The organism is Actinocorallia herbida, from assembly GCF_003751225.1.
Lineage (GTDB): Bacteria > Actinomycetota > Actinomycetes > Streptosporangiales > Streptosporangiaceae > Actinocorallia > Actinocorallia herbida.
The window spans coordinates 9,637,105-9,650,268 of record NZ_RJKE01000001.1; the positions used below are offsets into that span (position 1 = coordinate 9,637,105).

10 protein-coding genes are annotated in these 13,164 nt (G+C 68.7%); 7 read left to right on the top strand and 3 right to left on the bottom strand.

The window, feature by feature from the left end; genetic code table 11:
• The first annotated feature begins 203 nt into the window (after positions 1-203).
• Positions 204-3,674 carry a DNA-directed RNA polymerase subunit beta gene (rpoB, locus tag EDD29_RS44030; RefSeq protein ID WP_123670048.1) on the top strand — a complete coding sequence of 1,157 codons (3,471 nt, stop codon included), beginning with the start codon at positions 204-206 and terminating at the stop codon, positions 3,672-3,674.
• 12 nt (positions 3,675-3,686) lie between these two features.
• Positions 3,687-7,577, top strand: coding sequence for a DNA-directed RNA polymerase subunit beta' (locus EDD29_RS44035; protein WP_123670049.1), 3,891 nt, complete (start codon positions 3,687-3,689; stop codon positions 7,575-7,577).
• Between the two features lie 71 nt (positions 7,578-7,648).
• On the opposite strand, the gene EDD29_RS44040 is transcribed toward EDD29_RS44035, so the two are convergent.
• The gene (locus EDD29_RS44040) at positions 7,649-8,254 is read right to left on the bottom strand and encodes a TetR/AcrR family transcriptional regulator (protein WP_170201816.1); all 606 of its coding nucleotides are present in this window, start codon (positions 8,252-8,254) and stop codon (positions 7,649-7,651) included.
• A gap of 234 nt (positions 8,255-8,488) precedes the next feature.
• On the opposite strand from EDD29_RS44040, the gene EDD29_RS44045 reads away from it, so the two are divergent.
• From EDD29_RS44045 to EDD29_RS44060, 4 genes are all read left to right on the top strand, one after another.
• A complete protein-coding gene (locus EDD29_RS44045) occupies positions 8,489-9,022 on the top strand; it encodes a heme-binding beta-barrel domain-containing protein (protein WP_123670051.1) in 534 nt (177 codons plus the stop codon).
• A 299-nt stretch (positions 9,023-9,321) separates the two neighbouring features.
• Positions 9,322-9,738 carry a Fur family transcriptional regulator gene (locus tag EDD29_RS44050; protein WP_123670052.1) on the top strand — a complete coding sequence of 139 codons (417 nt, stop codon included), beginning with the start codon at positions 9,322-9,324 and terminating at the stop codon, positions 9,736-9,738.
• On the top strand, positions 9,735-10,679 hold the full coding sequence (gene ygfZ, locus EDD29_RS44055) for a CAF17-like 4Fe-4S cluster assembly/insertion protein YgfZ (protein ID WP_246053331.1): 945 nt from the start codon (positions 9,735-9,737) through the stop codon (positions 10,677-10,679). Before EDD29_RS44050 ends, ygfZ begins: the two co-directional genes overlap by 4 nt.
• 111 nt (positions 10,680-10,790) lie before the next feature.
• Positions 10,791-11,216 (top strand): hypothetical protein, encoded by a 426-nt coding sequence (locus EDD29_RS44060; protein ID WP_123670054.1) that lies wholly within the window; start codon positions 10,791-10,793, stop codon positions 11,214-11,216.
• Positions 11,217-11,262: 46 nt separating this feature from the next.
• Here EDD29_RS44060 and dtd read toward each other — a convergent pair whose 3' ends face one another.
• Positions 11,263-11,688 carry a D-aminoacyl-tRNA deacylase gene (dtd, locus tag EDD29_RS44065; protein ID WP_123670055.1) on the bottom strand — a complete coding sequence of 142 codons (426 nt, stop codon included), beginning with the start codon at positions 11,686-11,688 and terminating at the stop codon, positions 11,263-11,265.
• A gap of 53 nt (positions 11,689-11,741) precedes the next feature.
• Between dtd and EDD29_RS44070 the strand changes: the two genes are divergently transcribed.
• Positions 11,742-12,698 (top strand): asparaginase, encoded by a 957-nt coding sequence (locus EDD29_RS44070; RefSeq protein ID WP_123670056.1) that lies wholly within the window; start codon positions 11,742-11,744, stop codon positions 12,696-12,698.
• A gap of 178 nt (positions 12,699-12,876) precedes the next feature.
• Here the strand turns inward: EDD29_RS44070 and EDD29_RS44075 are convergent, their stop codons facing one another.
• Positions 12,877-13,125 (bottom strand): YxiG-like protein, encoded by a 249-nt coding sequence (locus EDD29_RS44075; RefSeq protein WP_123670057.1) that lies wholly within the window; start codon positions 13,123-13,125, stop codon positions 12,877-12,879.
• Positions 13,126-13,164: the final 39 nt, after the last annotated feature.

The following is a 13,164-nucleotide window of genomic DNA, read 5'->3' on the forward strand; positions in this document are numbered from 1 at the left end:
GCGAATGTAGGCTTGCAAGCGGTGTGGCAGTCGGCTACACTGCCCCTTTGCGCTGCCCTTTAGCTATCCTCCGTGCAACCATGCCGTGATCTTGGTCCAGCCGCCGGTCATCACAAGATCGTTGGTCAACCGAGCATCACGGGTTTTCGGGGATGCATTGGCGTGCACGCCCGTACCGCCGCGAGCCCTCGGAAGGACCACTCTTGGCAGCCTCGCGCAACGCCTCGAAGACCCTGACCGGTCCGAACCGCGTCTCCTTCGCGCGCATCAATGAGCCGCTGGAAGTCCCGGATCTCCTTGCTCTCCAGACAGAGTCGTTCGACACTCTGCTCGGGAACGAGCGCTGGAAGAACCGGGTCAAGTCAGCTCAGGATGCCGGCCGTAAGGATGTACCGACCCAGTCGGGTCTCGAAGAGATCTTCGAGGAGATCAGTCCCATCGAGGACTTCTCCGGGACCATGTCCCTCTCGTTCCGGGACCACCGGTTCGAGCCGCCCAAGTACTCGGTAGACGAGTGCAAGGACAAGGACATGACCTTCTCCGCCCCGATGTTCGTCACGGCGGAGTTCATCAACAACACCACCGGTGAGATCAAGAGCCAGACGGTGTTCATGGGCGACTTCCCGCTCATGACCCCGAAGGGCACCTTCATCATCAACGGGACCGAGCGCGTCGTCGTGTCGCAGCTCGTGCGCTCCCCCGGTGTCTATTTCGACCGCCAGCTGGACAAGACGTCCGACAAGGACATCTACGGCTGCAAGGTCATCCCGTCCCGGGGCGCCTGGCTGGAATTCGAGATCGACAAGCGCGACAACGTCGGAGTGCGCATCGACCGCAAGCGCAAGCAGGGCGTCACCGTCCTGCTCAAGGCGCTGGGCTGGGACGAGGCGCGCATTCGTGAGCGCTTCGGCTCCTACGAGTCGATGAACATCACCCTGGAGAAGGACCACACCGCCAACCAGGATGAGGCGCTGCTCGACATCTACCGCAAGCTGCGTCCGGGCGAGCCGCCGACCAAGGAGTCGGCGCAGACCCTGCTGAACAACCTGTACTTCAACCCCAAGCGCTATGACATGGCGAAGGTGGGCCGGTACAAGGTCAACAAGAAGCTGGGCCTCGACCTGGACATGACCCAGGGCACCATGACCGAGGACGACATCGTCTCCACGATCGAGTACCTGGTCCGGCTGCACGCGGGCGAGGAGGAGTTCACCGCCTCCGACGGCCGCAACCTCCCCGTCGAGGTCGACGACATCGACCACTTCGGCAACCGGCGCCTGCGCTCGGTCGGCGAGCTCATCCAGAACCAGGTCCGCCTGGGCCTGGCCCGCATGGAGCGCGTCGTCCGCGAGCGGATGACCACCCAGGACGTCGAGGCGATCACGCCGCAGACCCTGATCAACATCCGCCCGGTCGTGGCGTCGATCAAGGAGTTCTTCGGCACCTCGCAGCTGTCGCAGTTCATGGACCAGACCAACCCGCTCGCGGGTCTGACCCACAAGCGCCGCCTGTCCGCGCTGGGTCCGGGCGGTCTGTCCCGTGAGCGCGCCGGCATGGAGGTCCGTGACGTCCACCCGTCGCACTACGGCCGCATGTGCCCGATCGAGACCCCGGAAGGCCCGAACATCGGCCTGATCGGCTCGCTCGCGGCGTTCGGCCGGGTGAACCCGTTCGGCTTCATCGAGACGCCGTACCGCAAGGTCACCGAGGGCAAGGTCACCGAGCAGATCGACTACCTGACCGCCGACGAGGAAGACCGCTTCGTCAAGGCGCAGGCCAACTCGCTGCTCAACAGTGACGGCTCCTTCGCCGAGCCCCGCGTCCTGGTCCGCACCAAGGGCGGTGAGACCGAACTGGCACGCGCCAGCGAGGTCGACTACATGGACGTCTCGGCGCGCCAGATGACCTCGGTCGCCACCGCGATGATCCCGTTCCTCGAGCACGACGACGCCAACCGCGCGCTCATGGGCTCCAACATGCAGCGCCAGTCCGTCCCGCTGCTGCGCAGCGAGGCGCCGCTGGTCGGCACCGGCATGGAGTACCGCGCCGCGACCGACGCCGGCGACGTCATCACGTCCGAGAAGGCGGGTGTCGTCGAGGAGGTCTCGGCCGACTACGTCACCGTCATGAACGACGACGGGACGCGCCAGACCTACCGCGTCGCGAAGTTCAAGCGGTCCAACCAGGGCACCTGCTTCAACCAGAAGCCGATCGTGGACGAGGGCCAGCGGGTCGAGCAGGGCCAGGTCCTCGCGGACGGCCCCTGCACCGACCAGGGCGAGATGGCGCTGGGCAAGAACCTCCTCGTGGCGTTCATGCCGTGGGAAGGCCACAACTACGAGGACGCGATCATCCTGTCGCAGCGCCTCGTGCAGGACGACGTCCTGTCCTCGATCCACATCGAGGAGCACGAGGTCGACGCCCGCGACACCAAGCTCGGCCCCGAAGAGATCACCCGGGACATCCCGAACGTCTCCGAGGAGGTCCTGGCCGACCTCGACGAGCGCGGCATCATCCGCATCGGCGCCGACGTCGTCACCGGCGACATCCTCGTCGGCAAGGTCACGCCCAAGGGCGAGACCGAGCTGACCCCCGAGGAGCGGCTGCTGCGCGCGATCTTCGGTGAGAAGGCCCGCGAGGTCCGCGACACGTCCCTGAAGGTGCCTCACGGCGAGTCGGGGAAGGTTATAGGAGTTCGCGTGTTCTCCCGCGAGGAGGGCGACGAGCTCCCCCCCGGCGTGAACGAGCTGGTCCGCGTCTACGTGGCCCAGAAGCGCAAGATCACCGACGGTGACAAGCTCGCCGGCCGCCACGGCAACAAGGGCGTCATCTCCAAGGTCCTGCCCGTCGAGGACATGCCGTTCCTCGAGGACGGTACCCCGGTCGACATCGTTCTGAACCCGCTCGGTGTTCCTGGACGTATGAACGTCGGCCAGGTCCTGGAGACCCACCTCGGCTGGGTCGCCTCGCGCGGCTGGCAGATCGAGGGCGACGACGCCGACTGGAAGCGCCAGCTCAAGGCCATCGGCCTGGAGTCGGCCGAGCCGTGGACCAACACGGCGACGCCGGTCTTCGACGGCGCGCACCAGGAGGACGTCCAGGGTCTGCTGGACAGCACCATCCCGAACCGCGACGGCAACCGCATGGTCGGCCCGGGCGGCAAGGCGCGGCTGTTCGACGGCCGCTCCGGCGAGCCGTTCAAGGACCCGATCTCCGTCGGTTACATCTACATCCTGAAGCTGCTGCACCTCGTGGACGACAAGATCCACGCCCGGTCCACCGGCCCGTACTCGATGATCACCCAGCAGCCGCTGGGCGGTAAGGCGCAGTTCGGTGGCCAGCGGTTCGGTGAGATGGAGGTGTGGGCGCTGGAGGCCTACGGTGCCGCCTACGCCCTCCAGGAGCTCCTGACCATCAAGTCCGACGACGTCCTCGGCCGCGTGAAGGTGTACGAGGCAATAGTCAAGGGCGAGAACATCCCGGAACCCGGCATTCCCGAGTCCTTCAAGGTCCTCATCAAGGAAATGCAGTCCCTCTGCCTGAACGTGGAAGTGCTGTCCAGCGACGGCATGAACATCGAGCTCAGGGACAGCGACGAGGACGTGTTCCGGGCCGCAGAAGAGCTGGGCATCGACCTGTCGCGGCGCGAGCCGTCCAGCGTCGAGGAAGTCTGAGAGGAGTAGCCAGTGCTTGACGTCAACTTCTTCGACGAGCTCCGCATCGGCCTGGCGACCGCCGACGACATCCGTCAGTGGTCGCACGGCGAGGTGAAGAAGCCCGAGACCATCAACTACCGGACCCTCAAGCCCGAGAAGGACGGACTCTTCTGCGAGAAGATCTTCGGTCCGACCCGGGACTGGGAGTGCTACTGCGGCAAGTACAAGCGCGTCCGGTTCAAGGGCATCATCTGTGAGCGCTGCGGCGTCGAGGTGACTCGCGCCAAGGTGCGCCGTGAGCGGATGGGCCACATCGAGCTCGCCGCCCCGGTCACCCACATCTGGTACTTCAAGGGCGTTCCGTCGCGGCTGGGCTACCTGCTCGACCTCGCCCCGAAGGACCTCGAGAAGATCATCTACTTCGCGGCCTACATGATCACGAGCGTCGACACCGAGCGCCGTGACCGCGATCTGCCGACGCTGGAGGCGCACGTCTCCGTCGAGCGCCAGCAGCTCGAGCAGGGGCGCGAGAGCGACCTCGCCAAGCGCCAGCAGAAGCTGGAGGAGGACCTCGCCGAGCTGGAGCAGGCCGGCGCCAAGGCCGACCAGCGCCGCAAGGTCCGCGAGGGCGCCGAGCGCGAGATGAAGCAGCTGCGCGACCGCGCGCAGCGCGGCATCGACCGCCTCGACGAGGTGTGGACCCGGTTCAAGAACCTCAAGGTCCAGGACCTCGAGGGCGACGAGATGCTGTACCGCGAGATGCGGGACCGCTTCGGCAAGTACTTCTCGGGCGGCATGGGCGCCGCGGCCATCCAGGCCCGGCTCCAGAACTTCGACCTCGTCGAGGAGTCCGAGCGGCTCCGCGAGATCATCCGCACGGGCAAGGGCCAGAAGAAGGCCCGTTCGCTCAAGCGGCTGAAGGTCGTCTCGGCGTTCCTCAACACCACCAACAGCCCGCTCGGCATGGTGCTCGACTGCATCCCGGTGATCCCGCCGGACCTGCGGCCGATGGTCCAGCTCGACGGTGGCCGCTTCGCCACCTCCGACCTGAACGACCTGTACCGCCGGGTGATCAACCGGAACAACCGCCTCAAGCGTCTGCTCGACCTCGGCGCGCCCGAGATCATCGTGAACAACGAGAAGCGGATGCTCCAGGAGGCCGTCGACGCGCTGTTCGACAACGGCCGCCGCGGCCGTCCGGTGACCGGACCGGGCAACCGCCCGCTCAAGTCGCTCTCGGACATGCTCAAGGGCAAGCAGGGCCGGTTCCGGCAGAACCTGCTCGGCAAGCGCGTCGACTACTCGGGCCGTTCGGTCATCGTCGTCGGCCCGCAGCTCAAGCTGCACCAGTGCGGTCTGCCCAAGCAGATGGCGCTGGAGCTGTTCAAGCCGTTCGTCATGAAGCGGCTGGTCGACCTCAACCACGCGCAGAACATCAAGTCCGCCAAGCGGATGGTCGAGCGGGCCCGCCCGGTCGTGTGGGACGTGCTGGAAGAGGTCATCACCGAGCACCCGGTCCTGCTGAACCGTGCGCCCACGCTGCACCGGCTCGGCATCCAGGCGTTCGAGCCGCAGCTCGTCGAGGGCAAGGCGATCCAGATCCACCCGCTGGTCTGCACCGCCTTCAACGCCGACTTCGACGGCGACCAGATGGCGGTCCACCTGCCGCTGTCCGCGGAGGCCCAGGCCGAGGCCCGGATCCTCATGCTGTCGACGAACAACATCCTGAAGCCGTCGGACGGCAAGCCCGTCACCATGCCCACCCAGGACATGGTCATCGGCCTGTACTGGCTGACCGGCGAGCGGGACGGCGCGGTCGGCGAGAAGCGCGTCTTCTCGAACGTGTCCGAAGCGATCATGGCCTTCGACCGGAACGAGCTCTCGCTCCAGGCGAAGATCCAGATCCGCTTCAAGGACGTCGTGCCGCCGCGCGGCTGGGTCGCGCCGGAGTCCTACGAGCAGGGCCAGCCCTACCGGCTGGAGACCACCCTCGGTCGCGCCCTGTTCAACGAGACGCTGCCCGCGGACTACCCCTTCGTGAACTACGAGGTGGGCAAGAAGCAGCTGTCCGGCATCGTGAACGAGCTGGCCGAGACCTACCCCAAGGTCGAGGTCGCCGCCGCGCTGGACGCCCTCAAGAGCGCGGGCTTCCACTGGGCGACCCGCTCCGGCGTCACGATCTCCATCGACGACGTCATCGCGCCGCCGAACAAGGCGGGCATCCTCGAGGGCTACGAGCGCCGCGCCGAGAAGGTGCAGCGCGAGTACGAGCGCGGTCTGATCACCGACGACGAGCGCCGCCAGGAACTCATCGAGATCTGGACGCACGCGACCACCGAGGTCGCGAACGACATGATGGACGAGTTCAAGAGCAACCCGGACAACCCCATCTGGATGATGGTGAACTCCGGTGCTCGCGGTAACCCGATGCAGGTCCGGCAGATCTCCGGTATGCGTGGTCTGGTGTCGAACCCCAAGGGTGAGACGATCCCGCGGCCGATCAAGTCCTCGTTCCGCGAGGGCCTGACCGTCCTGGAGTACTTCATCTCCACGCACGGTGCCCGTAAGGGCCTGGCCGACACCGCGCTGCGCACCGCCGACTCGGGTTACCTGACCCGTCGTCTGGTGGACGTCGCGCAGGACGTCATCGTGCGCGAGTTCGACTGCGGCACCGACCGCACGATCCCGTTCCGGATCGCCGAGAACGACCGCGCCGCGGACGGCTCGCTGATCAAGCTGGGCACCTCGGAGTCCAGCCTCGTCGGACGCACGATCGCCACGGACGTCGAGGTCGACGGGAGCATCATCTTCCCGGCCGACACCGACCTGTCCGACGCGGTCATCAGCCGCCTCATCGAGGCGGGCGTCGAAGAGGTCAGGACCCGCAGCGCCCTGGTCTGCGAGGCCAAGATCGGTGTCTGCGCCGCCTGCTACGGCCGCTCGCTGGCCACCGGCAAGCGCGTGGACGTCGGTGAGGCCGTCGGCATCATCGCCGCGCAGTCCATCGGTGAGCCCGGCACCCAGCTGACGATGCGCACCTTCCACACCGGTGGTGTGGCCGGTGGCGACATCACGCACGGTCTGCCGCGTGTCCAGGAGCTGTTCGAGGCGCGCATCCCCAAGGGTGTCGCCCCGATCACCGAGGTCGCCGGCCGCGTCAAGATCGACGAGACCGAGCGCACCCGCAAGATCGTGATCGTGCCGGACGACGGCTCCGAGGAGATCGCCTACCCCGTCTCGATGCGCTCGCGCTTCGAGGAGGGCATCTTCGAGGGCGCCCGCGTCGAGGTCGGCCAGCAGCTGATCAAGGGTGCGGTCAACCCGCACGAGGTGCTGCGCATCCTCGGCCCGCGCGCGGTCCAGCTCCACCTGGTCCACGAGGTCCAGGAGGTCTACCGCTCGCAGGGCGTGTCGATCCACGACAAGCACATCGAGATCATCGTCCGCCAGATGCTCAAGCGCGTGAACATCCTGGAGGCCGGTGACACCTCGCTGCTCCCGGGTGACCTCGTCGAGCGGCCGATCTTCGAGCGGACCAACCGCTCGGTGGTCGCCGAAGGCGGCAGCCCGGCCGCGGGCCGTCCGGTCCTGATGGGCATCACCAAGGCGTCGCTCGCCACCGAGTCCTGGCTGTCGGCCGCCTCCTTCCAGGAGACGACCCGCGTCCTCACCGAGGCCGCCATGCACTCCAAGAGCGACTCCCTGCTGGGCCTCAAGGAGAACGTCATCATCGGCAAGCTCATCCCGGCGGGTACTGGAATGCCCCAGTACCGCAACGTCCGGGTCGAGCCCACCGAGGAGGCCAAGGCCGCCGTCTACAGCGTCGGTTCCTACGACGACGCCGGCGAGTACACCTTCGGCACGGGCTCCGGCGAAGCCGTCCCGCTGGAGGAGTACGACTTCGGCCAGTACAACCGCTGATCCCCTCAGCACCCGGAAGGGCCCCGTCCACACGGACGGGGCCCTTCCCCTTTCCGGGGCCCACCGACGGCTCAGGCGTGGGTGTCGTCGCGGAGGAGCGGGCCGATGGAGGTGTGGAGGTGGCGGCGGAATCGGGCGACGGCGCGGCGGTCGGAGGTGCTGGAGCGGCCGCCGTCGAGGTCGGGGATGCCGCCGTAGACGAAGGTCTGGACGGACCAGACGATGCCCCAGATCACCAGTTCCATGTCGATGTCGGGGCGGACGAGATCGGCGGTGAGCTGGGAGACCGCGTGGATCTGGGGAGAGGAGTAGAGGCGTTCGATGTCGCGGAGGTCGGCCGCGTCGTGCATCCGGCGCTGCATCCACAGGGCGGCCTCGCGCGGATGGTCGACGAAGTGGTCGAAGTACTGGTCGATCAGCCGGTGGATGCCCGCGGCGTCGTGGGTGTAGGTGGCGGTCATCCGGTCCAGGAGGGCCTGCTCCTCCTCGTGGACGTGCTTGATCACCGCGAGGTACAGCTCCCGCTTCCCGCCGAACTCGGTGCGGATCGACGCCACCGGCAGCCCCGCCACGTCGGCGACGAGCTGGCCGGGGGTCTGGTCGTAGCCCAGCTCGGCGAACAGGCCGAGAGCCGCGGAGAGCAGCCGCTGTCCGGCCTCCGATGTCGGCTCGGTCACCTGCTGCACCCCCTCGGTCGCCTCTCTCGCAGGATAACAACGCGATCACGGTGCGTCGTCGGGCGGGGCGACGGCCGGGCCGGGCCGCGGACGGCTAGGGTCGGGGCCATGGGTCTGGCGAACGTGGTGGTCGTGGCCGGGGTGTGCGCGCTCGTCGCGCTGGGCTGTCTGGGGCTGATCAGGGTCCTGGGACGGCTGGGGTGAGCACCGTCGGAGAACGCTACGCTTGGTCACATGGAGATCGTGTTCGAGCATGAGTTGCACCCCGACCTGAAGTCCCTGGAGTGGCTGGTGGGGACGTGGGAGGGCGATGGCGTGGGGGACTACCCGACCATCGAGCAGTTCCGCTTCACCCAGCAGATCTCCTTCACGCACATCGGCAAGCCGTACCTGATCTACACCAGCCGCACCTGGCGGCTGGACGAGGAGTTCAAGCAGCGCGAGGCCCTGGCCATGGAGACCGGGTTCTGGCGGGTGCCGGGCGGCGGCCGGAACGTGGAGGTGCTGCTGTCGCACCCGACCGGCGTTCAGGAGATCTACACCGGCGAGGTGACCTTCAACAAGGTCGAGCTGGTCACCGACGTCGTCGCGCGGACCGAGACCGCCAAGGAGATCACCGGCGGCAAGCGTCTCTACGGCCTGTTCCCGGCCCAGGACGGCACCGACGACCGCGACCTCGGCTGGGTCTACGAGATGGCCGCGATGGGCCACCCCCTCCAGGTCCACATGTCGGCCCAGCTGAAGAAGGCCCCGCCGCAGCAGGGCTGAGCGGGCCGGAGGAGCACCGCGCGCGGGCCCGGAGAACACGGGCCGGAAAAAGGGGAGATCCCCGGACCTTCCGCCGTTGGGGCGGGTGCCGTCAGGACTGGACGGCGGTCCGGGGACCCGGTGTCTGCTGGAGATTCGCCAGGAGACTGCTTGTCCCGCTGGGGCGCTCCTAGCGAGCAGCCACCTCGCAAGTCCTCGAAGAAATCATTTCGTGGACCACCTCCTTTCCTGCGTGAGACCGAAACTATGCGACGTTCCCGCGTGCAGGCAAACGGTTTTTCCGGACATAGGATCGTGGCATGGGTGAGACGACGTGGCAGGAGGAGCTGCGGGCGCACGGGTACCGGGTCACGCCGCAGCGCCAGCTCGTCTTGGAGGCCGTGGCCGTGCTGGAGCACGGGACCCCTGAGGAGATCTGCGCCCAGGTACAGCGGACCGCGACGGGCGTCAACATCTCCACGGTCTACCGGACGCTGGAGCTCCTGGAAGAGCTCGGGATGGTCAAACACGCTCATGTCGGGCACGGGCCACCCAACTACCATCTGGCCACCGAGGCCGATCATGTCCACCTTTGCTGCCGCGGATGCGGGAAGGTCGAGGACGTGTCCCCGTCCGTCGCGGCGGGTCTCGTCGCGGCACTCGAAGCGGGCCACGGGTTCGAGACCGACGTCCCCCATCTGACGGTCTTCGGCCGATGCAGGGAGTGCCGTTCATGACTTTCCACGCGGATCCCCCGGACGAGGCGCTCGCCGCGCACTTCGGCGACCCCTATGCCGAGCAGAAGGGGCTGGAGAGCGGCGCCGCGGCCATCGTGCGGTCCAACCGGGGCGTTGTACGGGTCAGCGGGCCCGACCGCCTCTCCTGGCTGCACAGCCTGCTCAGCCAGCACCTGAGCGCGCTGGCGCCCGGCCAGGCCACCGAGGCGCTGCTGCTGTCGCCCAACGGGCACATCGAGCACCACCTCCAGCTGGTCGACGACGGCGAGGCGGTCTGGGCGCATGTCGAGCCGGGCACCGCCCCCTCTCTCGCCGCCTTCCTCGACCGGATGCGGTTCCTGCTGCGCGTCGAGGTCGCCGACGTCTCCGCCGAGTACGTCGTCGTCACCGGGGCGGGGCTGGAAGGCCCGCTGAGCCTCCCCGACGTCGCGGGGACGACCAGCCTGATCGTTCCCTCGGGTTCGGCGCACGATCGCGCGGACGCCGGGATCTGGGCGTACGAGGCGCTGCGGATCGCCGACCACAAGGCCCGCCTCGGCGTGGACACCGACCACCGCACCATCCCGCACGAGCTCGGCTTCATCGACACCGCGGTGCACCTCAACAAGGGCTGCTACCGCGGCCAGGAGACCGTCGCGCGCGTCCACAACCTCGGCCGTCCGCCGCGCAGGCTCGTGTTCCTGCACCTCGACGGCGGCGAGGACAGATTGCCGGCGCGGGGCGCCGCGATCGAGGCCGACGGCCGCCAGATCGGTTTCGTCGGCTCTTCGGCCCGCCACCACGAACTCGGGCCGATCGCCCTCGCGCTGGTCAAGCGCACCGTCCCGGTGGACGCCCCGCTGGTCGTCGACGGGATCGCGGCGGCCCAGGAAGTGATCGTCTCGCCGGACACCGGTGCGAACGTCACCATCGACCCGGCGCTGCGCGGGCGTCGCAGGTGATTGCCGACGGTCGATATGGGATAAAGAGAAGATCGAGGTAGCCCTTCCGAACGAAGGCGGTACGCGGTCATGGTTTCCCGTAAGTCGTCCCGTCGGGCGTCCGGCCAAGACGTGGAGCAGATCGCGTGGTGGCTGCTGTTCGCCGCGCTCCTCGGCTTCGGGGTCTTCACCTGGAACTGGCGGCTTCTGCTCCTGACGCTGCTGCTGTGGAGCTTCTACGAGATCTGCCTGGTCCGCACCCGCTGCCGGGTGAAGACGCGGCAGGGCAACGAGTGCATCAAGCGCGTCCGCGGGCGGGCCTTCGCGCACGACGCCCACGACCAGGCCATCAAGAACGACGGGCTCTGGCAGCTCATCGGGCTGACGAACCCGTTCTACAAGCCGAAGCTCTCGGACCCGAATCGGGCGACGGGCGTGGTGCTCGTCGCGCCGAAGGTCAGGCACCGGCTGGACCAGCAGGACCGGTACGTGCTGTACGCGGCTTTCGCCGGGTTGGTCATCTCGCTCGCCGGGATGCTCTGGGGGCTGTTCTGGTGAGCCGGCCCTCGGCCTCGTGACGCGCGGGCCCGCACCCGGGTCCCGGCTAGAGGTCGATGACGAGGGTGATCGGGCCGTCGTTGACCAGGGAGACCTTCATGTCGGCGCCGAACCTGCCCGTCTCCACGTGGGCGCCCAGCCGGCTGAGTTCCGCGACGACGGCGTCGACCAGCGGCTCGGCCGCATCGCCCTTGGCGGCGTCCAGCCAGGACGGGCGGCGGCCCTTGCGGGTGTCGCCGTAGAGGGTGAACTGGCTGATCACCAGGAGCGGTGCGCCCACGTCGGAGCAGGACTTCTCGCCGTCCAGGACGCGCAGGCCCCACAGCTTCGCGGCGAGCTTGGCGGCCTTGGCCGGGTCGTCGTCGTGGGTGACGCCGACCAGGACCATGAGGCCCGGCTCGTCGATCCGTCCGACGACCTCGCCGTCGACCCGGACCGCCGCCTCGCTGACCCGTTGCACCACCGCACGCATGACAGCAGTCTCCCACGCGGATCCCGCCGGGCCCGACCGCTTAACCTTGGGGCATGAACGGTGCGCACCCGGTGCTGGTCGAGGTCGAGCGGTCGGGCGTCGTGGAGTCGCGGCACCGGGGCGTCGCGGTGGCGCTGGACGCCGAGGGGCAGGTCGTCCGGGCGCTCGGGCCGGTCACCGTGCCGGTGTTCCCGCGGTCGACGGTGAAGCCGTTCCAGGCGGTCGCGATGCTCCGGCACCGGCTCGCCCTCGAAGGCGAACTCCTCGCCCTCGCCGCGTCCAGCCACTCGGGCGAGTCCTTCCACGTCGAGGGCGTCGCGCGGATCCTCGCGACCGCGGGGCTGACGTTCGAGGCGCTCGGCTGCCCGCCGGACTGGCCGCTGGACGCCGAGGCCGAGCGCGCCCTCGTCCGCGACGGAGGTGAGGCGGGCCGCCGCTACATGAACTGCTCGGGCAAGCACGCGGCGATGCTGGCGACCTGCCGGGAGAACGGCTGGCCGATCGACTCCTATCTCGACACCTCCCACCCCCTCCAGCGCGCGGTCCGCGAGACCCTTGAGGAGTTCGCGGGGGAGCACGTCGCCATGGTCGGTGTCGACGGGTGCGGCGCACCCCTCTTCGGCCTCAGCCCCCTCGCCCTGGCCCGCGCCTTCCACAGGCTGGGGAAGGCCGCGCCCGACACCCCCGAGGGCCGCGTCGCCGCCGCGATGCGCGCCCACCCGGCATGGACCTCCGGCACCCGCCGCGACGAGTACGACCTCATGGCCGACGTCCCCGGCCTCATCGTCAAATCCGGCGCCGAAGGCGTGGACGCCTTCTGCCTCCCCGACGGCGCCTCCGGGATCGTCAAGATCGACGACGGCGCCTCCCGTGCCCGCACCCCCGTGACCATCGCCCTCCTCAACCTCCTGGGCGCAGCCTCCCCCCGCCTCACCCACCTCTCCACCACCCCCATAACCGGCGGCCCCTGCGTAGTGGGCGCCATCCACCCCACCCCCGCGCTCCGCTGACCCACCCCCGCCCGCGGTCATCCGGCTCCCCTTCCGCTCGTACTCCGCGCCGCCGGGCGGCTCCCCCTTCCGCCCCGGTGCTCGTGCGGCCCACCTCGCGCCGCACGGATTCCGCACGGTGCCCTCGCAGATCCGGGGTCCGGTCGGGGAAGAGCCGGGGCGGGTCGCCGCGCGAGGGTCAGGATGCGGTGCGCGGATCGGCAGCCGTGTGCACGACCATCTCGTGGTCGCGCGGGTGGTCCACGGAACCGTGGCGGATCACGGCGCGGTCGAAGACGGCGTCCAGGGCTTCTTGAAGCGCGGAGACCTCCTTGGCCCATGTCTCCAGGAGCGCCCGCCGGCAGCCCAGGTCGTCCGCCAGGTGCCCGGCAGCCCCCTGTGCCGTACGGAAGCCGTCCGGTGCCGCCTGGCAGGCGCCAGGCGGCACCGGACGGCGACCGCGTCGGCGGCCGTACCGGCGGACGGC